Here is a 23,428-nt window from a genome sequence, read left to right on the forward strand (position 1 = left end):
CTCACCCCCCCCCCCCCCCCCGCCCGCCCCCCCCCCCCCCCGCCCCCGCCGCGCCGGGCGCCGGCCGGCCCCCCCCCCCCCCCCCCCCCCCCCCCCCACCCCCGCGTCCGGTCCCGGCTCAGCCGAGGACGGCGAGCGCGTCGATCTCGATGAGGAGGCCGGGCGGGAGGCCGACGTAGACCGTGGTGCGGGCGGCGGCGGGTGCCTTGAGGTTCTGCTCCCCGAAGTACTCGTCGTAGATCTCGTTCATCTCGGCGAAGTGGTCCACGTCGGTGAGGTAGACGCGCAGCATCATCACGTCGTCCCAGCTCGCGCCGCCCTCCTCCAGGATCGCCTTGACGTTGGCGAAGGTCTGCAGGGTCTGCTCGCGCAGGGTCGGTCCCGCGACCTCCGGGGCCCGGCCCTCGACGGCGGGCAGGAAGCCGACCTGGCCGGCGACCTGGAGGATGTTCCCCTTCCGCACGCCGTGCGAGAACCTCGCGGGCGGGGCGGCGTGGGTGGCGGGGGTGATCGCGGTCTTCTCGCTCATGCGGTGTCCTTCGTAGCGGGTTTTCCGGAGTACTCGCGGCTGATGGCGTCCGCGGTGCCGCGCACCTCCGGGAGGAGGGTGAGGAGTTCCTCGGCGGTGACGACCACGTTGGGCGCCGAGACCGACAGGGCGGCGACGACCCGCCCGTCCGGGCCCCGGACGGGTGCGCCGACGCAGTTGATGGACTCCTCGTGGCCGCCGAGATCGGTGGCCCACCCCTGTTCGCGCACGGTCGCCAGCTCCTTGAGGAAGGCGGCGGCGTTCGGCGTCGAACGGGGCGTGTACGGGGGGTAGTCGAGCTTCGCGGCGACGGCGCGCCGCTCCGGCTCGGGCAGATCGGCGAGGAGCAGCTTGGCCACGGCGGCGACGGTGATCGCGACGGGCTTGCCGATGCGCGAGTACATGCGGACCGGGTAGCGGCTCTCCACCTTGTCGATGTAGACGACCTCGCCCTCCTCGTACACGGCGAGGTGGACCGTGTGCCCGGTCCGTTCGTTGAGGGCGAGGAGGTACGGGTGGGCGATCTCGCGGACGTCGAGGTTCTCGACGGCCTCCTGGGCGAGCGCGAAGAGACGGGCGCCGAGGCGGTAGCGCTGGTCCTGCTGCCGGTGGACGAGGCCGTGCTCGTGGAGGGTGCGCAGCAGCCGCAGGGCCGTGGACTTGTGGACGCCGAGCCGCTCGGCGACCTGCCCGAGGTCGGCGGGCCCCTGGGCGAGCAGCGGCAGGATGCTGAGCGCCCGGTCGACGGTCTGGCTCATGGCGTACGTACCTCCTGGTCGTCCCCCGTCCAGCCGGGGCCGAGGTGAAGTGTCCCCCAGGCGGCCTCGTCGAGCGCGGCCAGCCGGTCGGCACGGGCCCGGTGGGGCGGCCGCGCCAGGTCGCCGGGGGCGGTGAGCGCGGCGGCGGCCATGAGGTGCCCGTGCCGGAGCCGGGTCCGCATGTCGAGGCCGCGGAGGGTGGCGGAGAGGAACCCGGCGGCGAAGGCGTCGCCGGCGCCGACGGGAGAGACGACGGTGACGCGGGGGGCGGGGGCGCGGGTGACGGTGTCGGGGGCGGGGTGGGCGGGGCCGGTGGGTGCGGGGAGGCCGGGCACGGGTGCGGCAAGGCCGGGCGCGGGCGCATCGGGGGCTGGGCCGCTGCGCGGGGCCTTTCCCCACCCCTCCCCTTCCCGAACCGGGGCTCCGCCCCGGGCCCCGTGCCTCAGACGCCGGCGGGCCTGAGGTTTCCGCCCGCCGGGCGGAAATTCGGCCCGCCCGGCGTTCGAGAGCGCGAAAGAAGCCGCGCGGCGCTCGAACGCCACCGCCTCCTCCCCTCCCCGCTTCACCACGAGCACCGCCGGCTCCGCCAGCACCGCCCGGATCGCGTCCGGCTCCGCCGCACCCCACAGCGCCGCCGCCTCGTCCGCGCCCACGAAGACGACGTCCGCCCGGCGTGCGAGCTCCAGCAGCACGGCGGAGGCGCCGCCGTCCCGCCACAGCCCCGGCCGGTGGTTCACGTCGAACGAGACGAGCGGCCGTCCGGGCCGCGGCGCGGTGAGGTCCCGCATCAGCGCCAGGCAGTCCGCGGACAGCGCGGCGGTGATGCCGGTGAGGTGGAGGATCCGGGCGCCGGCGACGGAGTCGTACGGGACGGTGGCGGGCGACATCGCGGAGGCGGCGGAACCTGCCCGGTAGTAGACGACCTCGTGGGCGTCGGTCGCCCGGTCCTCGTCGGTGCGGAAGTAGACGCCGGTCGGCCGGTGCGGGTCGCGGCCGACGGCGTCGACGTCGACCCCGTACCCCGCGATCGTGTCGACGAGGTGGTCGCCGAAGCCGTCGCGGCCGACGCGGCCGACCCAGCGGGCGCGGTGTCCGGCGGCGGCGAGGGCGCAGGCGACGTTGGACTCGGCGCCGCCGACCGCGCGGGTGAAGGAGGGGACGTCGGCGAGGCGGCCGGCCCGGGAGGGCAGGAAGGCGACCATGGACTCGCCGAGGCAGACGACATCGGTGCCGACGCCGCTTGAGGCCGCGACCAGGGGCTCGGGCTCGGAAGCAGACACGGGCACGGGCGCGGGCTCGGACGCAGACGCGGGCGCAGCCCCAGACAGGGACACGGGCTCGGACGCAGACGCGGGCACTGGCCCCGACGCAGACGCGGGCACGGGCCCGGCCGTGGCCCCGGGCCCGGACGCCGATCCGTTCACGATCGGGCTCCCTCCGCCTCCTACGGGTCCATTGACCCGGCCTCGGCCCGGATGTTAGACAGCCGTGAGCACCATGCGCAATGAGCGTTGCACATTCCGCAACGCCCACAACGAGGAGGCCTCATGCCCGACCTGGCGAACGAGCGCGTCGACCACCGTTTCAAGGCCCTGCCCCCGGACGCCGAGGGCCTGACCGTCGGTGAGCTCTCCGCCCAGCGGCGCGACCTCTTCACCGGCGGCTACACCACCCCGGTCCTCGCCCTCTCCGCCGAGTCCGTCGAGCACAACCTGCGCCTCCTGGAGACCTACGCCGAGCGCCACGGCCTCGCCTTCGCCCCGCACGGCAAGACCTCCATGGCCCCGCAGCTCTTCGACCGGCAGCTGGAGCACGGCGCCTGGGGCATCACCGCCGCCGTCCCCCACCAGGCCCGCGTCTACCGCGCGCACGGCGTCGCCCGGATCTTCCTGGCCAACGAGGTCGTCGACCCGGTCGCCCTGCGCTGGCTCGCCGCCGAGCTGGACGCCGACCCGGAGTTCCGCCTGATCTGCTACGTCGACTCCGTGCGCGGCGTCGAGCTGATGGACGAGGCCCTGCGCGCGGCCGGCGCGACCCGCCCCGTGGACGTGGTCGTCGAGCTCGCCGCCGGGGCGACCGGGCGTACGGGCGTGCGGACGGAGACGGAGTGCGCGGCCGTCGCCGACGCGGTCGCGGCCGTCCCCACCCTGCGGCTCGTCGGCGTCGCCGGCTACGAGGGCACGATGCCCGGGGCCGACGCCGACTCGGTGCGCGCCTGGCTGCACCGGCTCGTCGGGCTCGCGGCCGACTTCGACAAGGCCGGCCGTTTCGACCCCGCCGTCGGCGAGATCGTGGTGAGCGCGGGCGGCAGCGAGTGGTTCGACACGGTCGCCGAGGTCTTCGCCGAGATCCCCGACCTCTCCCTCCCCGTCCTGAAGCTGCTGCGCTCCGGCGCGTACGTCTCGCACGACGACGGCCAGTACCGCGACCGCACCCCCTTCAACCGGGTTCCCGAGGAGGGCGCGCTGCACCCCGCGTTCCGGCTCTGGTCGCAGGTCGTCTCCCGCCCCACCGCCGAGCAGGCCTTCACCAACGCGGGCAAGCGGGACGCCGCCCACGATCTGCACCTTCCCGAGGCGCAGGTGGTCCGTGACGCCCGCACGGGTGAGATCCGCGCCGCGGAGGGCATCACCGTGACGGGCCTCTCCGACCAGCACGCCTGGCTCCGCACCGACCCGGGTGCGGACCTGGAGGTCGGCGACTGGGTGGGGATGGGCCTGTCGCACCCCTGCACGATCTTCGACAAGTGGCAGCTGATCCCGCTCGTCGAGGCGGACGGCACGGTGGTCGACCACATCCGCACGTTCTTCTAGCTCGACCACATCCGCATGTTCTTCCAGCAGCGAGGGAGCGCCGGGGTGATGGATCTCGTCTTCCGCGACGCGGAGGTCGTCGACGGCAGCGGCGGCGACTCCTACCGGGCCGACGTCGGGATCGAGGACGGCCGGATCGTCTCGATCGTCAAGGAGGCCGCGGCGGCCGGCTGCCAGCGCCCGACCGCCCGCCGGGTCCTGGACGCCGAGGGGCTCGTCCTCTCCCCCGGCTTCATCGACATGCACGCCCACAGCGACCTCGCGCTGCTCCGCGACCCGGACCACAGCGCGAAGGCCGCGCAGGGCGTGACCCTGGAGGTCCTGGGCCAGGACGGACTGTCGTACGCCCCCGTCGACGACCGCACGCTCGCGGAGGTCCGCCGGGCGATCACCGGCTGGAACGGCGGTGCGCCCGGGGACACGACCGTCGACTTCGACTGGCGCACGGTCGGCGAGTACCTGGACCGGCTGGACGCCGGGATCGCCGTGAACGCCGCGTACCTCGTCCCCCAGGGCACGGTCCGGATGTACGCGATGGGCTGGGAGGACCGCCCGGCGACGGCGGCCGAGCTCGACCGCATGCGGCGGCTCGTGGCCGAGGGCATGGAACAGGGCGCGGTCGGCATGTCCTCCGGCCTCACCTACACCCCCGGGATGTACGCGCCGGACTCCGAGCTCACCGAGCTGTGCCGGGTCGTGGCGCGGTACGGCGGCTACTACTGCCCGCACCACCGCTCGTACGGCGCGGGGGCGCTCCGCGCGTACGAGGAGATGGTGACGCTCGCCCGCGAGGCCGGCTGCGCCCTCCACCTGGCCCACGCCACCATGAACTTCGACGTGAACGAGGGCCGCGCCCCGGAGCTCCTGGCCCTCCTCGACGCGGCCCTCGACGCGGGCGCCGACATCAGCCTCGACACGTACCCGTACACCCCCGGCAGCACGACCCTGCTCGCGCTGCTCCCGAGCTGGGCGGGCGAGGGCGGCCCCGACGCGACCCTGGACCGCCTCCGCGACCCGGCCGCGGCCGAGCGGATCCGGCACCACCTGGAGGAACTCGGCTCGGACGGCTGCCACGGGGTGCCGGTCGACTGGTCGACGATCGAGATCGCGGGCGTCACGGACCCGGCCCTGGCGGGACGGGTGGGCAGCCGGGTGGCCGACTGGCCCACGGCCCGCCGCCTCCTCGTGGAGGACCGCCTGGGCACGACGATCCTCCAGCACGTGGGCCACGAGGAGAACGTCCGGACGATCATGCGCCACCGGGTGCACACGGGCGGTTCGGACGGCATCCTCCACGGCCTCAAGCCGCATCCGCGCGCGTACGGCACGTTCCCGGAGTACCTGGGGCGGTACGTGCGCGAGCTGGGCGTCCTCTCCCTGGAGGAGTGCGTCGCCCACCTCACCTCCCGCCCGGCCGCCCGCCTCCGCCTCCCGGACCGGGGTCTGGTGAAGGAGGGCAACGTGGCGGACCTGGTCCTCTTCGACCCGACGACGATCGCCTCGGGCGCGACGTACGAGAACCCCCGAACCCTGCCCGTGGGCATCCCCCACGTCCTGATCGACGGCAGGTTCGTGATGGAGGACGGCAAGCGGACGGACGTCCTGGCGGGAAGGTCGATCCGCAGGACCCTCTGACCCCGCTGCGCCCGAGCCCCTACCGCCCGGCGGCCACAGGAGCGGCATCCTCCGAGGCGCCGCTCCCCCACGGCTCCCGCCGCACCCACGAGAGCCCCGCCAGCAGCACCGCCCCCGCCAGCGCGAACCCGTACCAGGGGGTGTGGCCCGACGGCTGGGTCTCGTACACAAGCGCCGTCGAAGCGACCGCCAGCACCTGCCCCACCCGCCCCCGCCAGGCGACCGCCGCGACGACGGCCGTCCCCCACAGCAGGTACCAGGGCTGGACCATCGGCGAGAGCACGACGAGCGCGACCAGCGAGAGCCCGAGCCCGAGGACGGGATCGAGACGGCCCCGGTACGCGCGCCAGGCCAGCGCCGCGATGACCGCGAGGGCGAGGGCGAGGCCCAGCTTCTGCACGACGGCCTTGACCGGGTCCGGGTCGCCGAGGAGCAGCCCGAGCCCCAGCCCCAGGTCGCTCGTCACGGACAGCGGCGTGTGGATGGCCGCGGCCACGCCCTGCGTCCGCAGCCACCCGAAGCCGGTCCCGGCGAGGACCGACGCCCCCGCCGCCACCGCCCCCGCGACGGCCCCGGGCAGAACGAGGCCCTTCACCAGCCCCCGTACACCGCCCCCGCGCGCCACCATCACCCCGATGAAGAGCAGGGCCACGGCCGCCGGGGACTTCACCATCACGGCGAGGCCGACGAGGACGGAGCCGAGGACCCACCGTCCGCGCGTGGCGAGCAGGACGCCGCCGAGCATGAGGCCGATCATCAGGCCGTCGTTGTGCATGCCGCCGACGACGTGGACCAGGAACAACGGGTTGAGGGCGGCCAGCCAGAGGGCACCCCCACCGCCGCCGAACCCGCGCACCGCCCACACGATCAGCGCGAGCGCGCCGAGGGCGATCAGCCGCATCCCGAGGACGGCGGGCACGATCGCCCCGCCGGTCGCCTTCGCGACGGCCGCGGCGAGGAGCAGGAAGGCGGGCCCGTACGGCGCGGGGGTGTCGGTCCAGTTCCCGCCGACGCTGGCGGCCGCGTCGGCCCCGAGGTCGCCGGGGGCGAGGACGGAGGGCCCGGCCCCGTACACGTCGTGACCCGACAGGACCATCGCGCCCTGGGCGATGTAGCTGTAGACGTCGGCGCTGTGCAGCGGCGGGGCGAGGAGCAGCGGCGCGGTCCAGCAGGCGAGGGTGGCGAGGACCCCGTCCCGCAGGCCGCGGGCGAGGAGGACGCCGTAGCGCCACCAGGCGGCGACGAGCAGGGTCAGGCCGAGGTACGCGAGGACGGCTCCGGCGACGGTGAGCGCGGAGCCGTGCGGCTGCCACAGCGGCCCGCCGCCGAGGACCGGAAGGGTGCCGGCCGCGTAGCCGCCGACGGCGACGGCGAGCGAACCGCCCGCACCCAGCCACCGGCATCCGGAGGCACTGAAGGACCACATGACGTGCCAACCTATCCGAGCGCGCGAAGCCCCGCCCCGAGCGCACGCCCCCCGGCACCACCGCACCCCCCGGTGCCTCCCCCCGCCTCCGGTCCCCGCCGTACGCCCCGCCCTGCGTCCTACTTCGGGCGCCTGCTCCCGCCCCGTCCCTTACCGGGCTTCTCCGTCCTTCCGGCAGCCGAGGTGGTGACGGACGGCCCTGCCGTCGGCGAGGCGTCCGGGGCGGTGGTCGCGGACCCGGACGGAGCAGCGCCGGCCGTCGTCTTCACGGAGGGCGCGGGCGCGCTCGTACGGACGCCGGGCACGGACGTGGCGCCGCCTCCGGAGGAGCCGGAGGCCGCGGCTCCCGCCGCCCCCGAGGTGTCCGACGTCCCGTCGGACGGGTCGGCCTGGATCATCGAGGGCGGCCCGTCCGCCCCGTCGTCGACGGGGGACCGCGTGCCGCCGCTCTTGCCGAGGCCCCCGGCGAGCAGCGCGGCGGCGAGCCCGAGGACGGTGACGCCGCCCCCGGCGATCAGCCACACCGGCCCGCGGGCCCGGCGCGCGGGGGCGTGACGGCGGCGGCCGCGCCGGGGCCCGGCGGTTCCGGGCGCTCCGGCGGCTCCGGCGGCTCCGGGGTCGTGGTGGTCCATGGCCCGGATTGTAGGGAGCACGACATCGCCGATGCGATCCGGGTCACAGTCCGCCGCGCCCGGTCCGGTTGTCCGACGTGTCCCAAAACACTCGGCGTCCCGGCCGCCCCCGCCGTAAGCTCTCGTCATGCAGGTGATCCAGTCCACGAAGCTCGCCAACGTCTGTTACGAAATCCGGGGTCCGGTGCTCGAAGAGGCGATGCGGCTTGAGGCTGCGGGTCATCGCATCCTCAAGCTGAACACGGGCAATCCGGCCGCTTTCGGCTTCGAGTGTCCGCCCGCGATCCTGGAGGACGTGCTCCGGAACCTCTCCGAGGCGCACGGCTACGGCGACGCGAAGGGGCTGCTCTCGGCCCGCCGGGCGGTGATGAGCCACTACGAGACCAAGGGCATCCCGCTCTCCGTCGAGGACATCTACCTCGGGAACGGCGTCTCGGAGCTGATCCAGATGTCGATGCAGGCACTGCTCGACGACGGCGACGAGGTCCTCGTCCCGGCCCCGGACTATCCGCTGTGGACGGCCTCGGTCTCGCTCGCGGGCGGTACGGCGGTGCACTACCGCTGCGACGAGCAGGCGGACTGGATGCCGGACCTCGCGGACATCGAGCGGAAGATCACCGACCGCACCAAGGCGATCGTGATCATCAACCCGAACAACCCGACGGGCGCCGTCTACGACGACGAGATGCTCCGCTCGCTGACGGAGATCGCCCGCCGGCACAACCTGGTCGTCTGCTCGGACGAGATCTACGACAAGATCCTCTACGACGGCACCACGCACACGCCGACCGCCGCGATCGCCCCCGACCTCCTCGTCCTCACCTTCAACGGGATGAGCAAGAACTACCGGGTGGCCGGTTTCCGCTCCGGCTGGCTGGCGGTCTGCGGTCCGAAGCACCACGCGTCCTCGTACATCGAGGGCCTCACGATCCTCGCCAACATGCGCCTGTGCGCGAACATGCCGGCGCAGCACGCGGTGGCCGCCGCCCTCCAGGGCCGGCAGTCGATCGAGGACCTGGTGCTGCCGGGCGGGCGGCTGCTCGAACAGCGGGACACGGCGTACGAGCTGCTGACGCAGATCCCGGGCGTGACGTGCGTGAAGCCGAAGGGCGCGCTGTACCTCTTCCCGCGTCTCGACCCGAACGTCTACAAGATCAAGGACGACCGGCAGATGGTCCTGGACCTGCTGCGGGCCGAGAAGATCATGGTCGTGCACGGGACGGGCTTCAACTGGCACGAGCCCGATCACTTCCGGATCGTCACGCTGCCGGCGGCCGCGGACCTGGCGGACGCGGTGACCCGGATCGGCCGGTTCCTGGACGGGTACAGCCAGCCCTGACCCCGGACGGAGCCCCGACCCCGGCGGGAGCCCCGCTTGCGGGCGGAGCCCCGTCCTCCGGCCGCCACCCCGTCCCGAACTCCGGACGCGGCTCAACTTTAGATTGAATCCAAGCTAGGATGGCCTTCAGAGAATCTCAGGAGGCCGTCCCCATGTACGAACCGATCCGCACCAAGTCGGTCCACCGGATGGCCGACGACGCCCAGGACACGTACCCGCACCGCTCCCGCGAGGAGGAGCTGGACATCCAGCTCGCCGGACACCTCGCCGCCCTGCTCGCCGTCACCGACGAGCTGGGCGACACGGAGGCCGGCGAGCTGATCGCCCGGCAGGTGGCGCGGCTGCGCGGCGCACCGCCCGCCCGGCACGCCGGACTGAGCGGTTCGCCCGCGCGGGACCTGCACCGCAAGGCCCACGCCCTCGCGGGCCGCGCCCTGGTCGTCGCCGCCTCCCGGGCCGACACGGCCGCCGCGATCCTCGCCGCCGAGCGCATGGACGCGCACACCGCGGCGCTGGCCGGGGACACCCTGGTCACCGCCCCCTGACGGCCCCGGTCCGCGTGGCACGAACCACGCGGACCGGGCGCCACCCAACCGGCGCGCCCGCACCGACGGCCCGAGCCGACGGGCGGCTCACGGGCCGGCCGTCGCCACCGGCTCGGTCGACTCGAACACGGCGTCGAAGACGACGCACCGCGGCACGCCCCCGCCGTACGCCTTCGCACCCGTGACCGCCGTCCGGCCGACCGCCCCGACCGCGAGGTCCCCGACGGTTCCGGTCCCCCGGTCGACGGCCTTCTCCCGCTCGTCCTGGAACTCCACCGTCACCGTGTAGGTGCCCCGGCGGGCCGCCCGGCTGGTGACCGAAAGCTCCGCCACCGGCCGTCCGGTGGCCGGATCGAGGGCGCACCGCGCCACCGTCACGTCCTGGTCCGGGAACCGCATGCCCTCGTGGACCTTCCCCGAGGTGTAGATGTACGCGGCGAGTCCGCCGACCGGCACCAGCACGAACAGTGCGCCCATCGCCACCAGCAACACGACCACCCCACGCGGCACCCTGCCACCCCCTTCACACAGGGGCCTCACAGTACCCCCCGCTCCGGTTCGCTAACGGGACCGCTCCTTCACTCCCCGTACACCCGACTCCCCCTGGAATGTGGGTTTCCGCGAGCACGCTGCCCGCGTGAGACGCATCCTGGGAATCGTCCTGGCCGTCCTGCTCCTCGGCGGCGTGGCGGCCGTCCTCGTGGCGGGCGGCGACAAGGACACGGGCACGGCAACGAAGACCGTGCGAGGAGTCATCGGATCGGAGAAGGCCGAGTTCTTCGCCGATCCGCAGGTGGTGAAGGCCCTGGCCGCCAAGGGCTTCACCGTGGGGACCGAGACCTCCGGGTCCTGGGACATGGAGGAACTGCCCCTCGACGGCTACGACTTCGCCTTCCCGTCCTCCAAGGGACCGGCCGACGAACTGCGCGCGAAGGCGCAGAAGCAGGCGAAGGACAAGGCGGCGAGCGCTCCGCTGCGGCCCTTCTACTCGCCCCTCGTGGTCGTCGCGCACAGCGGCGCCGCCAAGGTCCTCGCCGACAACGGCCTGGCGACCCTCGGTCCGCGCGGCACGAGCGGCACCCTGAAGATGGACGCCTACCTCGCGGCGGCCCGCGCCGACCGGACCTGGCAGCAGCTCAAGGGCGCCGCCGGGCACGCCGAGCTGAGCGGCACCCTCTTCATCACCTCCACCGACCCGGTCGCCTCCAACTCCGGCGCCCTGTACCTCGCCGCCGCGAGTTACGTCGCCGACGGCGGGCGGGTCGCGGGCGACGAGGCGGCCGTCACCCGCACGGCCCCGCTCCTGCGCAAGCTGGTCCAGGTGCAGGGCGCCCAGCAGTCCGGTTCGGACGCGCCCTTCCGGGACTTCATCAGCGGCGTCGGCAACCCGCTCGTGCTCGTGTACGAGTCGCAGGTCGCCTCCCAGCTGCTCGCCGGGCGGCCCATGGGCGACCTCGTCGTCCTCTACCCGGACACCACGGTCAACAGCGACCACACCCTCGTACCGCTCACCGAGAACGGCCGGAGGCTCGGTGAACTCCTCTCCACCGACCCCGAGTTGCGCAAGCTCGCGGTCCGCCACGGCTTCCGTCCGCAGGGCGCGGCGAGCGAGTTCACCACCGCGACCGACGGCCACACCGAATACCTCAACCAGACGCTGACCGGCGTCCGCCAGGCGCCCGTGCCCACCAGCAAGGTGCTGCACGAGATGGCGCTGCGGGCCCGCGACCAGGGGGACACCGCATGACCACGCCCGCCGACCCGAGAAGAACGACCGACCCCGGAAGAACGACCGACCCGAGAACGATGACCCTGACCCCGCCCGAGCAGGACGCCCCGCTCGTCCTCACCCCGCCCGAGCCCGTACCCGCCGTCCGCGCCGAGCAGGCCTCCGGCCTGGTGCCGCTGGACGAGTCGGTCCGTACGGAGATGGCCCGCCGGGCCGAGGAGTACGTCGGCTCGCTGTCCGGCCTCGACCCGCGCTCCCCGGAGTTCGCCGGCCGGATCGGCGAGATCGCCGCGCTCGGCTCGGGCGAGATGCGCTCCGCCGCGCAGCAGTCGAACCGGATGCTGGACCGCACGATCCGCTCCCTCGGCGACGGCGCGGGAGGCCGCGACGCGCAGGCCCGGGTCGGCTCCTCCCTCGTCGAACTCCGGCGCACGGTCGAGGACCTGGACCCCCGTGACACCCCGGCCAAGGGCCTCAAGGGGCTGCTCTCGAAGCTCCCGGGCGGCAACAGGCTGCGCGACCACGTCGCCAAGTACGCCTCCTCGCAGGCCACGCTGAACCGGATCGTCGACTCGCTGCTCGGCGGCAAGGACGAACTGCGCCGCGACAACGCCGCGTTGCAGACCGAGCGGGCCCGGCTGTGGGAGACCATGGGCAGGCTCCAGGAGTACGCGGTGCTCACCGACGCGCTCGACGCGGCCGTGGAGGAGCGCATCGCCGGCACGCCGGACCCCGCCCAGGCGGACGCGCTGCGCGCCGACGTCCTCTTCCCGGTCCGGCAGAAGCACCAGGACCTGCTGACCCAGCTCGCCGTCTGCGCGCAGGGGTACCTGGCGATGGACATGGTCCGCCGGAACAACGACGAGCTGATCAAGGGCGTGGACCGGGCGGCGACGACGACCCTGTCCGCGCTGCGGATCGCGGTCATGCTCTCCGCCGCGCTCGAGAACCAGCGGAAGGTCACCGAGCAGGTGACCGCGCTGCGCTCGACGACCGAGGAGCTCGTCCGGCGCAACGCCGAGATGCTGGAGCGGCAGGCCGGGGAGATCCAGGTCCTGGCGGCGGACCCGGCGGTGGGCGCGGAGACGCTCCGTACGGCCTTCCAGCAGATCTACCGGACGCTCGACGCGATCGACACGTACAAGGTGCGGGCCACGGAGTCGATGGCGGCGACCGTCGAGTCGCTCACGGCCGAACTCCGGGAGGCGAGCGCCCACCTGGACCGCAGCCGCCGCACCGGCGCCCTCGAAGGCGGTCTCGGATGAACCACGGCACCACCCGCCCGCCCGCGGACCGGACCGCCCCGAGGGCGGCCCGCCGCGTCACCGCCCGGCTGCGCCGCACGGCCGCCGACACCGTCGCCCGCCTCGCGGGCGACCGGAGCGACCGGAGCGGCTCCCCCGCCACGGCCACCACGCGCGCCGCCCGTGGCACGACCACCGCACCCACGGCCCACGGCACGACCGCCGCACCCACGCCCCGCCGCGCGGCCACCGCCGTCCTCGCCCTCGCGCTCCTCGCCACCGCCTGCTCCGGCAGTGGTGACGGTGGCGGTGACCGCCCCGACGGGCACGGCATGGAGTACAAGGCGGGCACCCTCCGGGTCCTCGCCTCCTCCGAGCTGGCCGACATGGGCCCGGTCCTCGACGAGGCCGCCAAGGCGACCGGGGTCACCGTCCGCCCCACCTACGCCGGCACCCTGGACGCCGTCGAGCGCATCGCGTCCGGCGAGGCGGACAAGGGCTACGACGCGGTGTGGCTGTCCTCCGACGACTACCTCCGGCTGCGCCCGGACACGGCGAGGAAGATCACCGACGAGACCCCGATCATGACCTCGCCGGTGGCGCTCGGGGTGCGGCCCGCCACCGTCGCCCGGCTCGGCTGGAACCCGGCGAAGGTGACCTGGTCGCAGCTGCACCGGGCGGTCGCCGACGGGAAGCTGACGTACGGCATGACGGACCCGAAGCGCTCCAACTCCGGTTTCTCCGCGCTCGTCTCGGTCGCCTCGGGGCTCTCCGGCGCCCAGTCGGCCCTCACCGAGCAGGACGTCACCGAGGCCACCCCGCGCCTGAAGGAGTTCTTCACGGGCCAGAAACTGACCTCGGGCTCCTCCGGCTGGCTGGCCACGGCCTACGCCCGCCGCACCGACGTCGACGCGCTGGTGAACTACGAGTCCGTGCTGCTGTCGGCGCCCGAGAAACTGACCGTGATCCGACCGTCCGACGGCGTGGTGACCGCCGACTACCCGTTCACCCTGCTCACCTCCGCCCGCCCCGAGGCGAAGGCGGCGGCGGACCGGCTCACCACGTACCTGCGCACCCCGGACGTCCAGCGGCGGATCACCGAGACGACCCTGCGCCGCCCGGTGGTCGCCGGGGTCCGCCCTGCCTCGGCGCTCGCCCGGGACCAGCGCCGCGAGCTGCCGTTCCCGGGCAGCCGGGCGGTCGCCGACGGTCTGCTCGACGCGTACGACAACACCCTGCGCCGGCCGTCCCGCACGGTCTACGTGCTCGACACCTCGGGCTCCATGGGCGGGGAGCGGCTCGACCGGCTGAAGTCCGCGCTCGCCGAGCTGACCGGCGACTTCCGGGACCGGGAGGAGGTGACCCTGATGCCCTTCGGCTCCTCGGTGAAGCAGGGCGAGGTCCGTACGCACACGGTCGACCCGGCCTCGCCGAAGGCCGCGCTGGACGCGATCCGCGCCGACTCCCGGCGGCTCTCGGCCTCCGGCGGCACGGCCGTCTACTCCAGCCTCCAGGAGGCGTACCGGTTCCTGGGCAAGGCCCCCTCCGACACCTTCACCTCGGTCGTCCTGATGACGGACGGGGAGAACACCGACGGCGACCCGGCGTCGGCCTTCGACGCCTTCTACCGCTCCCTGCCGGCCGAGCAGCAGCGCACCCCGGTCTTCCCGATCCTCTTCGGGGACTCCGACCGCGGCGAGCTCGACCACATCGCGGCCCTGACCGGCGGAAAGCTCTTCGACGCCACGCAGGGCTCGCTCGACGGCGCCTTCGAGGAGATCCGTGGGTACCAGTAGCCGCCTCCTCGGGTACGTCGAGTCCCGCAAGAACCTCACCGGCAGCGCCTGCGGTCTGGCCGGTGTCGGGATCGCCCTCACCGGCGCGGCGGGCGGGCTCTGGCCGCTGGTGGTCGCGGGGCTGTACGCGGCGGGGGCCCTGATCGCCCCGCCCGAGCGCCCCGGCACCCCGCACTTCCCGGACGCGGACGAGCAACTCGACGCCCTGCGCGCCGACTTCGCGACCTTGCGGGAGTACCTCGCCGAGGTGGAGCTGCCGTCCGCCGCGCGGGACCGCCTCACCGAACTGGACGCCCTGGTCGAGGCGCTGCTCGAACCGGGGTGGGTGAGCGACCCGGAGCACCTGCACGTCCTCGCCCGCGCGGTGCGGCAGGACGTCCCGGAGGCCGTCGACACCTTCGTACGGACGCGGTGGTGGTCGCGGGTCGCCCCGGGCGCGGAGCCGCCCGAGCGCCATCTCGTACGTCAGTTGTCCCTGTTGCGCGGGGAGATGTCCGAGATCGCCGTCGCCCTCCGGCAGGCGGAGGCGATCCGTCAGGAGATTCACACCCGGTATCTGGAGGAGCGCGGCCAGTGATCGGTTATGTTCCGCGCATGACATTTTCTGAGCGCACCACGTCCCGCCGCACGGTCCTGACGGCCTTCGCCGCCGCCGCTGCCGCGGGCACCCCCCTCGTCGGACAGCTGGCCGCCGCCGCCCCGGCGTTCGCCGAGGCCGACCCGGGCGAGTACCCCTCGAACACCGCGCTGTACAGCGACCCGGCCCGCGTCGAGGGCACCGCGTACAGCCGCCGCTACCGCCGCCACGAGAAGTCCGACCTGAAGCAGGGCGAGAAGTACGACTTCCCGCGCACGGCGATCCTCGCCCTGCACGGCGGCGGAATCGAGATCGGCACCAGCGAGCTCGCCCTGGGCATCGCCGGCTACAGCCCGAGCGACGCCGCCGGCGCGCCGGTCCTGCCGACCACGTACGACTACTGGATGTTCGAGGGCCTGCTCTCCAGCGGAAACACGGCGCTGCACGTCACTTCGAGGAACTGTGACGACCACGTCGCCCTGTCCCTCGCCAGGAGCCACCTCAACGTGCTGTCGCTGCACGGCTGCAAGTACGACCAGCTGGGCATGCCCGAGCCCACGATCTGGCCGCCGAGCACCGACCCGCGGCTGGCCGTCGTCGGCGGTCTCAACCCGGCGTTCCGCACGGCCCTGGTGAGCGAGCTCACCAAGGCGGGCTTCCCGGCGATCGACGCCTTCGACCCCAAGTACGGCACGAGGCTCAACGACTTCAACGGCAGCCACGTCACCAACCCGTGCAACCTCACGATGCTCGGCAAGGGCGCCCAGATCGAGATGACCACGGAGCTGCGCCAGAGCTTCTTCGACGACTACTCGTCCCGTTCCGCCCGTGCGGCCACCTGGAACGGCGAGTTCGTGAAGTTCCGTGACGCCTGTCGTCGTGCCATCGCGACCGTCGAGGCCGGCCAGCCGATCCTGTAGCCGGACGTGCGCCGGCCCCCGGAGCCTGAGGGGGCTCCGGGGGCCGGTTGCGTCGTGATGGACCGTCGTGACCCCACTGGTCAGGGCGGTGTTTCGGGGCAGCCCACCACGAGTTCGGGGGGGACTAGCCGAGGCGCTTCACGAGCGCGTGGTACTGGTCCCACAGCTCCTTCGGCGTGTGGTCGCCGAAGGTGTTCAGGTGGTCGGGGACGAGGGCGGCCTCTTCGCGCCACACGTCACGGTCGACCTTGAGGAGGAACTCCAGGTCCTCGGCCGGCAGGTCCAGGCCCTCGGTGTCGAGGGACTCGGCGGTCGGCAGGATGCCGATCGGGGTCTCGACGCCCTCGGCCTTGCCGTCGAGGCGCTCGACGATCCACTTCAGGACGCGGCTGTTCTCGCCGAAGCCGGGCCAGACGAACTTGCCGGCGTCGTTCTTGCGGAACCAGTTCACGTAGTAGATCTTCGGCAGCTTCGCCTGGTCCGCGTTCGCGCCGACCTTGACCCAGTGGGCCATGTAGTCGCCCATGTTGTAGCCGCAGAAGGGCAGCATGGCGAAGGGGTCGCGGCGCAGCTCGCCGACCTTGCCCTCGGCGGCGGCGGTCTTCTCGGAGGCGACGTTCGCGCCGAGGAAGACGCCGTGGTTCCAGTCGAAGGACTCGGTGACCAGCGGGACGGCGGAGGCGCGGCGGCCGCCGAAGAGGATCGCGGAGATCGGGACGCCCTTGGGGTCCTCCCACTCGGGGGCGATCGTCGGGCACTGGCCGGCCGGGACGGTGAAGCGGGCGTTCGGGTGGGCGGCCGGGGTCTCGGACTCCGGCGTCCAGTCGTTGCCCTTCCAGTCCGTGAGGTGCGCGGGGGCCGTCTCGGTCATGCCCTCCCACCACACGTCGCCGTCGTCGGTGAGCGCGACGTTCGTGAAGACGGAGTTGCCCCACAGGGTCTTCATGGCGTTGGCGTTGGTGTGCTCGCCGGTGCCGGGCGCGACGCCGAAGAAGCCGGCCTCGGGGTTGATCGCGTAGAGGCGGCCGTCCTCGCCGAAGCGCATCCAGGCGATGTCGTCGCCGATGGTCTCGACCGTCCAGCCGGAGATCGTGGGCTCCAGCATCGCGAGGTTGGTCTTGCCGCAGGCCGACGGGAAGGCGGCGGCGACGTACTTGGCCTCGCCCTGCGGCGGGGTCAGCTTGAGGATGAGCATGTGCTCGGCGAGCCAGCCCTCGTCACGCGCCATGACGGAGGCGATGCGCAGCGCGTAGCACTTCTTGCCGAGCAGGGCGTTGCCGCCGTAGCCCGAGCCGTACGACCAGATCTCGCGGGTCTCGGGGAAGTGCGAGATGTACTTGGTGGTGTTGCAGGGCCACGGCACGTCCTCCTGGCCCTCCTCCAGGGGGGCGCCGAGGGTGTGGACGGCCTTGACGAAGAAGCCGTCGGTGCCGAGCTCGTCGAGGACGGCCTGTCCCATGCGGGTCATGGTGCGCATGGAGACGGCGACGTACGCGGAGTCGGTGATCTCGACGCCGATGGCGGAGAGCGGGGAGCCGACGGGGCCCATGCAGAAGGGCACGACGTACATGGTGCGGCCGCGCATGGAGCCGCGGAAGATGCCCTTCTCACCGGCGAAGACGTCCTTCATCTCCGCGGGGGCCTTCCAGTGGTTGGTCGGGCCCGCGTCCTCCTCCTTCTCGGAGCAGATGAAGGTCCGGTCCTCGACGCGCGCGACGTCGGACGGGTCGGAGGCGGCGTAGTAGGAGTTCGGGCGCTTGACCGGGTCGAGCTTCTTGAAGGTCCCCTTGGCGACGAGCTCCTCGCACAGGCGCTCGTACTCGGCCTCGGATCCGTCGCACCAGACGATGTTGTCCGGCTGGGTGATCTCTGCGATCTCGTTCACCCAGGAGACGAGCTCCTGGTGCTGGGTCGGGACGTCGGTGGGAGCCGCGTTGTCGCGCGCCACGATTGCTCCTTGAAGAGGGGTTTTTTGATGTATGCCCCGTGGGGGCCGCGACCCGGATGCTTCGTAGCTGCTCATCCGGTGCCGACCGCACTCATTTGATCATCCGATGGATACGCCCATATGTCCAGGGGGGTGCACATGTGAGCATCGCCACTCATATCCGCTACCTACGGGTGCGTAGCTAAGATTCCGTCTCATGACTGCTGCCACGCCGGAAGCGACCCCGATCGAGCACGCCCTGCCGCTCCCGACGAAGCCCCGGCTCAGGGGATGGCTGCACGCGGGCATGTTCCCCGCCGTGGTCGTCGCCGGCCTCGTCCTCGTCGCGCTCTCCGACTCGCCCCGCGCCCGCATCGCCTGCGGGATCTACGTCCTCACCGCCTGCCTGCTCTTCGGCATCAGCGCGCTGTACCACCGCGGCGACTGGGGCCCGCGCGGCGAGGCCGTGCTCCGGCGCCTCGACCACGCCAACATCTTCCTGATCATCGCGGGCACCTACACCCCGCTCACCCTGCTGCTGCTCCCCGACTCCACGGCGAAGCCGCTCATGTGGGCGGTCTGGGTCGCGGCCGCCGCCGGCATCGCCTTCCGCGTCTTCTGGGTCGGCGCCCCTCGCTGGCTGTACACGCCCTGCTACATCGCGATGGGCTGGGCCGCCGTCTTCTTCCTGCCCGACTTCATGCGCGCGGGCGGCATCGCGGTCCTCGTCCTCGTCATCGTCGGCGGCCTGCTCTACAGCGCGGGCGGCGTCATCTACGGCATCAAGCGCCCGAACCCCTCACCGCGCTGGTTCGGCTTCCACGAGGTCTTCCACTCGCTGACCCTGGCGGCCTTCATCGTCCACTACGTCGGCATCTCGCTGGTGGCGTACCAGCACGCCTGACCCGGGACAATGGCCCCCATGAGCCTGCGCGAACGGAAGAAGGCGAAGACCCGCGCGGCGATCCGGAAGGCCGCCTACCGGCTCGCCGCCGAGCAGGGCTGGGACGCCGCCACCACCGAGCGCATCGCCGAGGCCGCCGAGGTCTCCCCCTCCACCGTCGTGCGCTACTTCCCGGTCCGGGAGGACATCCTCCTCACCGCCGAGAACGACGAGGAGCTCGAAGCCCGGCTGCGCGCCCGCCCCGCCGGCGAGGACCCCCTCGCCTCGCTCCGGGCGGTCGTCCTCGAAGCCGTCCGCACCGCCCTCGACGAGGAGCCCGAGGAGACCCGGCTGCGCGCCCGGCTCATGGCGGAGATCCCCGCCGTCCGCGCCCGGCTCACCGAGACCACCGCGGTCACCGGCCGCCGCCTCGCCGGCGCGATCGCCGACCGCACCGGCCGGGACGCGGACGACCTGGAGGTACGGGTCTTCACGGCGGCCGCCCTCGGCGCCCTGCGCGAGGCGACCGTCTACTGGGCCGAGCACGACGGGGCCGACGACCTCGTCGCCCTCCTCGACCGCGCGGTCGACGCCCTCAGGGGCGGCCCGGCGCTCCCAGCGCGGCCCTGACGATCCGCGCCGACTCCGGATTGTCCGCGCACTCCCACACTCCGTGCGGGCAGTAGTCGGTGACGGTCTGGTACACGGGCCGGTGCGTCGCGAACCAGTCCAGCATCCCCCGCACGTAGGCCGGGTTGTCCCCGTTCCTGAAGAGCCCCCACTCCGGGTACGAGACGGGCTTGCCGTGCGCCGCCGCGAAGCGCACCTGGTACGCGAGCCCGTACTCCTCGTCCACCTGCTCCTCGAAGGAGAGCCCGGCGGGCTGGTCGTAGGCGTCCATCCCGACGATGTCCACCACGTCGTCGCCCGGGTAGCAGTGCGGCCAGGGGATCGCGTCGAGCCCCCGGCTCGGCGTGAAGTCGAAGCGGAACCGCTGCCCCGGCACGTCCCGCAGCACCCCCACCACCCTCCGCCAGTACGCCTTCCAGGCCGTCGGGTCCGGCCCGCAGCGATGGCCGTACGTGGTGCCGTTCATCTCCCAGCCGAGCACCAGGACCGCGTCGCCGAGCCCGTGCTCCACGAGCCGCTCCCCCAGGGTCCGGAAGTGCCCGTCGTACGCCCCGTCGACGCCCCGCCGCAGCCCGGCCCGCACCTCGCGGTCCGGGAGGCCGGCCTCGTTGCGGTCGAGCATCGGCACGTTCAGCACGAAGAGGCGCCCCGGCCGCTCGGCCTTCCAGCGCGCCCAGGGCCCGAAGAGCGCCGGATGCCCCTCGATGTTGGACCAGCGGTCACCCGGCAGATAGGTGTGGCCGACGCTCAGGGAGTCGCCGCCGAGCCAGGCCTGCACCTGCGCGATCCGCCGCACCCCGGCCTCGTCGGAGCCGGTGAAGAACCCCGACGGGACGCCCGGCAGCGGCTGTTGCTCCGGCGCGGTCCCCGTCCCGGCGTGCCTGCTGCCCGGCCCGAACCGGCCGGGCAGCAGGAGGAGCACGACAACGGCCGCGAGCAGCACGGTCAGTGCGGCCCGCGGCCAGGTGAACCAGGTGGGGAGGCGGTTCACGTCAGCTCGTCCAGAAGTCCCACCAGCGGGTCAGGATCAGCATCCCGATGATCCCGATGTGCAGGACCGGCAGGGCGAAGGCGAACTCGCCGAGGAAGGTCCGCAGTCCCGCCGGGGCGGGCAGCAGACGCTCCCGGACGTTGTGCGCGGTGACGTACCAGAACATGGTGATGGTGGCGGTCCAGGCCAGACAGCACCACAGGCAGAGCGCGTTGATCTCGTACAGCGACTGGTACATCAGCCAGGTGCAGAAGCCGACGCCGAAGAGCATCCCGGCGTTGAGGCCGAGCCAGAACCAGCCCCGGTAGCGGGCCCCGGCGAGCAGCCCGGCACCGACAGCGACGACGACGGCGTACGTGACGAGGCCGAGCATCGGGTTCGGGAAGCCGAACACCGCCGCCTGCTCGCTCTTCATGATGTTGCCGCAGGACACGACCGGGTTCAGGCTGCACCCGGGCTGGAAGCCGGGGTCCTCCAGGAGCAGGAACTTGTCGATCGTGATCACCCAGCCGGCGAGCGCGCCCGCGGCTCCGGTGACGACCAGCAGCCAGGCCAGGGCCCGGCTCGCGCCGACCGGCCCGCCGGTCTCCGGCGCGGCCTCGTCCCGCCGCTGGCCCGGCACCCCGCCCCGTACGTTCACCGTCGCCATGACGCGGCTCCTTCCGCTCAGCCCTGGATGCGGCGGACCGGCAGCAGGACGTGGGCGCAGTCGGCGAGCATCTCCTCGTCCGAGACGAAGGCCCGCAGCCGCGCCTCGTCGACGGGCTGTCCGGGCACGCCCTCGGACCAGGGGCGTACGGAGCAGAGGAGGTAGACCTTGCCCTGGGCGTGGGCGGCCGCCTCCCACTCCTCGGGCACCGGGCACTGGACCTTCAGGAAGGGCAGGGTGAGCACGGCGGAACCGCCCTCGACGAGCAGCGTGGCGTTGATCCCGGCGTCCTTCTCCAGATCGAAGAGCCGGTCGCCGACCGAGAGGTTCATCGACTCCAGGGTCGCGCGCATCGCCTGCTGACCGGCCTCCGGGCCGTCCCGGCCGTCACCGAGCGAATACGCCATCAGGAACGGCGTGCCCGCCGCATCGGCGGAGGGCTCGCTGGCCCACGGAATCACCGTGAGAGTCCCCAGCGGAGAGGCGCTGCGCGCCGAGGAAACGACGTGGGAAGTGGTCATGCAACCGGATGCTAATGCTCCAACCATCCTTCCCCCGTGCCGCTTTCACCCGAACGGCCGACATTCACGCCGCTGGCATTTCCGCCGCAACGAACCCGGGTTTTCATCGTTGTGCCCCTGAGGGCATAAGCCGACCACCAGGAGATCACTGATGATCGTCCCGCGCCGCGTCGCACTGCGGTCCCTGTTCGCCCTTGCCGTCACCGCCTTCACGGGCGGGGCGCTCGGCCGTGTCGCGAGCCGGCCGGAATCGGGGGGAACGCGCGATCCGCACGCCTTCGACGAGATGTACCGGGGCCGTCGCCTCCTGGGCTTCTCCGGCCCCGGCGGCGAGCCGACGGTCCTCGTCGACGGCCGGCCGCTGCATCTGATGCGCTGCGCCGACGGCGGCTACGTCACCCCGATCGACCACTACGAGTCCTGCCCGACGCCCCTGGCGGCCACCCGCGCGGCCGTGGACGAACTGGGCACCGCCCGGCTCTCCCCCCTCGCGGGCGCCCACGGCGTCCCCACCGACCCGACGGGAGGGAGCCCGCGTGGTGTACACGCGTAAGAACCAGCGCGATCTGACCGGCGCCGAGCGCCGCAAGTTCGTCGCCGCCGTCCTGGAGCTCAAGCGCACCGGTGCGTACGACCGCTTCGTCCGCACCCACATCGACCACTACACGGCCGACGGGGAGGGCCGGCTCCGGACCGCCCACATGACGCCGAGCTTCCTGCCCTGGCACCGCAAGTTCCTGCTGGAGTTCGAGACGGCCCTGCGCCGGATCGACCCGACGGTCTCCGTCCCGTACTGGGACTGGACCCGGGACAACTCCCCCGCCTCCTCGATCTGGCGCGAGGACTTCATGGGCGGCAACGGCCGCCGGGCCGACCTCCAGGTGATGACGGGTCCCTTCGCGCACTCCACCGGGCGGTGGACGATCACCCAGTCGATGACCGACACCCGCTATCTGACCAGGGACTTCGGCCGCCCCCGCGACCCGATCACGCTCCCCACCGCCGCCCAGCTCGACGAGGTGATGCGCGAGCGGGTGTACGACGCCGCGCCCTGGAACTCGACGAGCGCCACCGGCTTCCGCAACGCCCTGGAGGGCTGGGCGCCCGGCCGGGGCAACGACCGGTTCCGGATCCACAACCGGGTGCACCGCTGGGTGGGCGGCCTGATGCTCGGCGGCGGCTCCGTGAACGACCCGGTCTTCTGGCTGCACCACTCCTTCGTCGACCTGATCTGGTCCCGCTGGCAGCAGCGGAACCCCGGCGCCGCCTATCTGCCGGCGGAGCCGCCGCCCCTGGGCGACGCGCAGTACCGCAAGGTCGTCGCCCGGCACGAGCCGATGGCGCCCTGGGGCGTGACCCCGGTGTCGATGTTCGACCACAGCCGGATCTACCGGTACGCGTGAGCCCCGCACGCGGATGTCCCCCCGGCCGTCGCGGCCGGGGGGACATCCGCGTGGAGCGGGGGGGATCAGCCGCCGTAGCCGCCGTCACCGTTGCCGTGACCGCCGTTGCCGTCGACGTTGGCGCAGGTGTTGCCGAACGCCGGGTTCAGCAGACCGATGATGTTGACGGTGTTGCCGCAGAGGTTGATCGGGACGTGGATCGGGACCTGGACGGCGTTGCCGGAGGCGACACCGGGCGAGTGGGCGGCGACGGCCCCGGCGCCGGCGTCGGCGACGGCCAGGCCGGCTCCGCTGAGGGCAACGGCACCCGTACCGGCGAGAACGGCGGCAGCCTTCGCGATGCGAGACATCAAGAACTCCTTGAGTGGAAAGCGACCGCAGGAATCACGGCCGTCACTTCCGTTCAACGCCGGTCACCGGAGGGGGTCACGGGCATTGGGCCGAAAGGGAAGAAGGAAAACCGGAAAATGGCCCGCGAGTC

At 73.0% G+C, this 23,428-nt stretch carries 24 protein-coding genes; 13 read left to right on the forward strand and 11 right to left on the reverse strand.

What is annotated here, in order from left to right; genetic code table 11:
* Positions 1-118: 118 nt before the first annotated feature.
* From ACIGW4_RS10395 to ACIGW4_RS10405, 3 genes are read right to left on the reverse strand one after another with little or no spacing between them, the layout of a single operon-like run.
* Positions 119-529, reverse strand: a complete 411-nt coding sequence (locus ACIGW4_RS10395; protein ID WP_398707209.1) for a RidA family protein — start codon at positions 527-529, stop codon at positions 119-121.
* Positions 526-1,287 carry an IclR family transcriptional regulator gene (locus ACIGW4_RS10400; protein ID WP_123455177.1) on the reverse strand — a complete coding sequence of 254 codons (762 nt, stop codon included), beginning with the start codon at positions 1,285-1,287 and terminating at the stop codon, positions 526-528. Before ACIGW4_RS10400 ends, ACIGW4_RS10395 begins: the two co-directional genes overlap by 4 nt.
* Positions 1,284-2,489 (reverse strand): PfkB family carbohydrate kinase, encoded by a 1,206-nt coding sequence (locus ACIGW4_RS10405; protein ID WP_399580004.1) that lies wholly within the window; start codon positions 2,487-2,489, stop codon positions 1,284-1,286. Before ACIGW4_RS10405 ends, ACIGW4_RS10400 begins: the two co-directional genes overlap by 4 nt.
* Positions 2,490-2,834: 345 nt before the next feature.
* On the opposite strand from ACIGW4_RS10405, the gene ACIGW4_RS10410 reads away from it, so the two are divergent.
* Positions 2,835-4,100, forward strand: a complete 1,266-nt coding sequence (locus ACIGW4_RS10410; RefSeq protein ID WP_399579707.1) for an alanine racemase — start codon at positions 2,835-2,837, stop codon at positions 4,098-4,100.
* Between the two features lie 45 nt (positions 4,101-4,145).
* A complete protein-coding gene (locus ACIGW4_RS10415) occupies positions 4,146-5,735 on the forward strand; it encodes a D-aminoacylase (protein WP_359588933.1) in 1,590 nt (529 codons plus the stop codon).
* Between the two features lie 19 nt (positions 5,736-5,754).
* Here ACIGW4_RS10415 and mptB read toward each other — a convergent pair whose 3' ends face one another.
* Positions 5,755-7,161, reverse strand: a complete 1,407-nt coding sequence (gene mptB / locus ACIGW4_RS10420; protein ID WP_359588899.1) for a polyprenol phosphomannose-dependent alpha 1,6 mannosyltransferase MptB — start codon at positions 7,159-7,161, stop codon at positions 5,755-5,757.
* Between the two features lie 119 nt (positions 7,162-7,280).
* Positions 7,281-7,793, reverse strand: coding sequence for a hypothetical protein (locus tag ACIGW4_RS10425; protein WP_399579709.1), 513 nt, complete (start codon positions 7,791-7,793; stop codon positions 7,281-7,283).
* Positions 7,794-7,920: 127 nt separating this feature from the next.
* Here ACIGW4_RS10425 and ACIGW4_RS10430 point away from each other — a divergent pair, with 127 nt between their 5' ends.
* A complete protein-coding gene (locus ACIGW4_RS10430; RefSeq protein WP_030693207.1) occupies positions 7,921-9,132 on the forward strand; it encodes a pyridoxal phosphate-dependent aminotransferase in 1,212 nt (403 codons plus the stop codon).
* A gap of 152 nt (positions 9,133-9,284) precedes the next feature.
* Entirely contained in the window at positions 9,285-9,677 is a 393-nt protein-coding gene (locus ACIGW4_RS10435; RefSeq protein WP_123455172.1) for a hypothetical protein, read from the forward strand.
* Positions 9,678-9,764: 87 nt separating this feature from the next.
* On the opposite strand, the gene ACIGW4_RS10440 is transcribed toward ACIGW4_RS10435, so the two are convergent.
* Positions 9,765-10,175: a hypothetical protein gene (locus tag ACIGW4_RS10440; RefSeq protein WP_398707201.1), complete on the reverse strand. Its 411-nt coding sequence runs from the start codon at positions 10,173-10,175 to the stop codon at positions 9,765-9,767.
* A gap of 112 nt (positions 10,176-10,287) precedes the next feature.
* Here ACIGW4_RS10440 and ACIGW4_RS10445 point away from each other — a divergent pair, with 112 nt between their 5' ends.
* Genes ACIGW4_RS10445 through ACIGW4_RS10465 form a run of 5 tightly spaced genes read left to right on the forward strand, consistent with a single transcriptional unit; the run spans position 10,288 to position 15,943 of the window.
* Entirely contained in the window at positions 10,288-11,424 is a 1,137-nt protein-coding gene (locus ACIGW4_RS10445; protein WP_399579711.1) for a hypothetical protein, read from the forward strand.
* Between the two features lie 59 nt (positions 11,425-11,483).
* Positions 11,484-12,671, forward strand: coding sequence for a toxic anion resistance protein (locus ACIGW4_RS10450; protein WP_260174473.1), 1,188 nt, complete (start codon positions 11,484-11,486; stop codon positions 12,669-12,671).
* Entirely contained in the window at positions 12,668-14,446 is a 1,779-nt protein-coding gene (locus ACIGW4_RS10455) for a substrate-binding domain-containing protein (RefSeq protein WP_399579714.1), read from the forward strand. Before ACIGW4_RS10450 ends, ACIGW4_RS10455 begins: the two co-directional genes overlap by 4 nt.
* Positions 14,433-15,023: a hypothetical protein gene (locus ACIGW4_RS10460; protein WP_399579717.1), complete on the forward strand. Its 591-nt coding sequence runs from the start codon at positions 14,433-14,435 to the stop codon at positions 15,021-15,023. Before ACIGW4_RS10455 ends, ACIGW4_RS10460 begins: the two co-directional genes overlap by 14 nt.
* A 17-nt stretch (positions 15,024-15,040) precedes the next feature.
* Positions 15,041-15,943, forward strand: a complete 903-nt coding sequence (locus ACIGW4_RS10465) for a poly-gamma-glutamate hydrolase family protein (protein WP_399579720.1) — start codon at positions 15,041-15,043, stop codon at positions 15,941-15,943.
* 124 nt (positions 15,944-16,067) lie between these two features.
* On the opposite strand, the gene ACIGW4_RS10470 is transcribed toward ACIGW4_RS10465, so the two are convergent.
* The gene (locus ACIGW4_RS10470; RefSeq protein WP_398707192.1) at positions 16,068-17,891 is read right to left on the reverse strand and encodes a phosphoenolpyruvate carboxykinase (GTP); all 1,824 of its coding nucleotides are present in this window, start codon (positions 17,889-17,891) and stop codon (positions 16,068-16,070) included.
* Between the two features lie 196 nt (positions 17,892-18,087).
* Between ACIGW4_RS10470 and ACIGW4_RS10475 the strand changes: the two genes are divergently transcribed.
* Positions 18,088-18,774, forward strand: coding sequence for a hemolysin III family protein (locus ACIGW4_RS10475; protein ID WP_123455166.1), 687 nt, complete (start codon positions 18,088-18,090; stop codon positions 18,772-18,774).
* A 9-nt stretch (positions 18,775-18,783) separates the two neighbouring features.
* Positions 18,784-19,383, forward strand: a complete 600-nt coding sequence (locus ACIGW4_RS10480) for a TetR family transcriptional regulator (protein WP_398707190.1) — start codon at positions 18,784-18,786, stop codon at positions 19,381-19,383.
* Here ACIGW4_RS10480 and ACIGW4_RS10485 read toward each other — a convergent pair.
* The 3 genes from ACIGW4_RS10485 to ACIGW4_RS10495 are packed head-to-tail and all read right to left on the reverse strand — an operon-like array spanning position 19,349 to position 21,544.
* Positions 19,349-20,374 carry a glycoside hydrolase family 26 protein gene (locus ACIGW4_RS10485; RefSeq protein WP_399579723.1) on the reverse strand — a complete coding sequence of 342 codons (1,026 nt, stop codon included), beginning with the start codon at positions 20,372-20,374 and terminating at the stop codon, positions 19,349-19,351. The two genes, ACIGW4_RS10480 and ACIGW4_RS10485, sit on opposite strands and share 35 nt — an antisense overlap.
* Before the next feature lies 1 nt (position 20,375).
* A complete protein-coding gene (locus ACIGW4_RS10490; RefSeq protein ID WP_399579724.1) occupies positions 20,376-21,023 on the reverse strand; it encodes a vitamin K epoxide reductase family protein in 648 nt (215 codons plus the stop codon).
* 17 nt (positions 21,024-21,040) lie between these two features.
* Positions 21,041-21,544 carry a DUF5949 family protein gene (locus ACIGW4_RS10495; RefSeq protein WP_221211243.1) on the reverse strand — a complete coding sequence of 168 codons (504 nt, stop codon included), beginning with the start codon at positions 21,542-21,544 and terminating at the stop codon, positions 21,041-21,043.
* Positions 21,545-21,695: 151 nt separating this feature from the next.
* On the opposite strand from ACIGW4_RS10495, the gene ACIGW4_RS10500 reads away from it, so the two are divergent.
* Together ACIGW4_RS10500 and ACIGW4_RS10505 are read left to right on the forward strand one after the other, a co-directional pair.
* Positions 21,696-22,097 carry a tyrosinase family oxidase copper chaperone gene (locus tag ACIGW4_RS10500; RefSeq protein ID WP_123455161.1) on the forward strand — a complete coding sequence of 134 codons (402 nt, stop codon included), beginning with the start codon at positions 21,696-21,698 and terminating at the stop codon, positions 22,095-22,097.
* Positions 22,081-22,947 carry a tyrosinase family protein gene (locus tag ACIGW4_RS10505; RefSeq protein WP_123455160.1) on the forward strand — a complete coding sequence of 289 codons (867 nt, stop codon included), beginning with the start codon at positions 22,081-22,083 and terminating at the stop codon, positions 22,945-22,947. Before ACIGW4_RS10500 ends, ACIGW4_RS10505 begins: the two co-directional genes overlap by 17 nt.
* Before the next feature lie 65 nt (positions 22,948-23,012).
* Here ACIGW4_RS10505 and ACIGW4_RS10510 read toward each other — a convergent pair whose 3' ends face one another.
* A complete protein-coding gene (locus ACIGW4_RS10510) occupies positions 23,013-23,297 on the reverse strand; it encodes a chaplin (protein ID WP_123455159.1) in 285 nt (94 codons plus the stop codon).
* Positions 23,298-23,428 lie beyond the last annotated feature (131 nt).

Origin of the sequence: Streptomyces sp. NPDC053513 (assembly GCF_044544765.1) — a bacterium.
Taxonomy (GTDB): Bacteria; Actinomycetota; Actinomycetes; order Streptomycetales; family Streptomycetaceae; genus Streptomyces; species Streptomyces litmocidini.

What these genes read in the sequence shown, in the direction of transcription:
- ACIGW4_RS10395 (WP_398707209.1), bottom strand. Translation starts at nt 529, where the DNA reads ATGAGCGAGAAGACCGCGATCACCCCCGCCACCCACGCCGCCCCGCCC.
- ACIGW4_RS10400 (WP_123455177.1), bottom strand. Translation starts at nt 1,287, where the DNA reads ATGAGCCAGACCGTCGACCGGGCGCTCAGCATCCTGCCGCTGCTCGCC.
- ACIGW4_RS10405 (WP_399580004.1), bottom strand. Translation starts at nt 2,489, where the DNA reads ATGGTCGCCTTCCTGCCCTCCCGGGCCGGCCGCCTCGCCGACGTCCCC.
- ACIGW4_RS10410 (WP_399579707.1), top strand. Translation starts at nt 2,835, where the DNA reads ATGCCCGACCTGGCGAACGAGCGCGTCGACCACCGTTTCAAGGCCCTG.
- mptB (WP_359588899.1), bottom strand. Translation starts at nt 7,161, where the DNA reads ATGTGGTCCTTCAGTGCCTCCGGATGCCGGTGGCTGGGTGCGGGCGGT.
- ACIGW4_RS10425 (WP_399579709.1), bottom strand. Translation starts at nt 7,793, where the DNA reads ATGGACCACCACGACCCCGGAGCCGCCGGAGCCGCCGGAGCGCCCGGA.
- ACIGW4_RS10430 (WP_030693207.1), top strand. Translation starts at nt 7,921, where the DNA reads ATGCAGGTGATCCAGTCCACGAAGCTCGCCAACGTCTGTTACGAAATC.
- ACIGW4_RS10435 (WP_123455172.1), top strand. Translation starts at nt 9,285, where the DNA reads ATGTACGAACCGATCCGCACCAAGTCGGTCCACCGGATGGCCGACGAC.
- ACIGW4_RS10450 (WP_260174473.1), top strand. Translation starts at nt 11,484, where the DNA reads ATGACCCTGACCCCGCCCGAGCAGGACGCCCCGCTCGTCCTCACCCCG.
- ACIGW4_RS10455 (WP_399579714.1), top strand. Translation starts at nt 12,668, where the DNA reads ATGAACCACGGCACCACCCGCCCGCCCGCGGACCGGACCGCCCCGAGG.
- ACIGW4_RS10465 (WP_399579720.1), top strand. Translation starts at nt 15,041, where the DNA reads ATGACATTTTCTGAGCGCACCACGTCCCGCCGCACGGTCCTGACGGCC.
- ACIGW4_RS10475 (WP_123455166.1), top strand. Translation starts at nt 18,088, where the DNA reads ATGACTGCTGCCACGCCGGAAGCGACCCCGATCGAGCACGCCCTGCCG.
- ACIGW4_RS10480 (WP_398707190.1), top strand. Translation starts at nt 18,784, where the DNA reads ATGGCCCCCATGAGCCTGCGCGAACGGAAGAAGGCGAAGACCCGCGCG.
- ACIGW4_RS10490 (WP_399579724.1), bottom strand. Translation starts at nt 21,023, where the DNA reads ATGGCGACGGTGAACGTACGGGGCGGGGTGCCGGGCCAGCGGCGGGAC.
- ACIGW4_RS10495 (WP_221211243.1), bottom strand. Translation starts at nt 21,544, where the DNA reads ATGACCACTTCCCACGTCGTTTCCTCGGCGCGCAGCGCCTCTCCGCTG.
- ACIGW4_RS10500 (WP_123455161.1), top strand. Translation starts at nt 21,696, where the DNA reads ATGATCGTCCCGCGCCGCGTCGCACTGCGGTCCCTGTTCGCCCTTGCC.
- ACIGW4_RS10510 (WP_123455159.1), bottom strand. Translation starts at nt 23,297, where the DNA reads ATGTCTCGCATCGCGAAGGCTGCCGCCGTTCTCGCCGGTACGGGTGCC.